Origin of the sequence: Thermococcus sp. GR5 (assembly GCF_012027535.1) — an archaeon.
Lineage (GTDB): Archaea > Methanobacteriota_B > Thermococci > Thermococcales > Thermococcaceae > Thermococcus > Thermococcus onnurineus.
The window spans coordinates 1-379 of the sequence record NZ_SNUN01000044.1; the positions used below are offsets into that span (position 1 = coordinate 1).

The following is a 379-nucleotide window of genomic DNA, read 5'->3' on the forward strand; positions in this document are numbered from 1 at the left end:
TTCCGATCTGGGGGTGACGGGCTTGGGGATATTCATTGTGCTCGAGGGCATAGACGGCGCTGGAAAGTCAACTCAGGCAAAGCTGCTCAAGCTGTGGCTTGAGGAGAGGGGCTATGAGGTCGTTCTAACAAAGGAACCCACGGACACGCCGTTCGGAAAGCTCATCAGGAAACTAGTCTTGACCGGTGGAAGGGAAGGAATAATTGACGGGGCTAAAATAAGTCACGAGGCGGAGGCTCTGCTCTTCGCGGCGGACAGGGCCGAGCACGTTGACAAGCTCATAAAACCCGCGCTTGAATCGGGAAAGGTCGTGATTTCAGACCGCTATTTTTACTCGTCGCTCGCCTACCAGTGGGCGAGGGGACTTGACCTTGAGTGG

The 379-nt window shown here is 55.4% G+C and carries 1 protein-coding gene; it reads left to right on the forward strand.

Translation table 11 applies throughout. The features are described 5' to 3' along the window. Positions 1–22: 22 nt before the first annotated feature. A partial coding sequence (gene tmk / locus E3E33_RS10795) for a dTMP kinase (protein ID WP_167731708.1) occupies positions 23–379 on the forward strand: 357 nt, incomplete at its 3' end.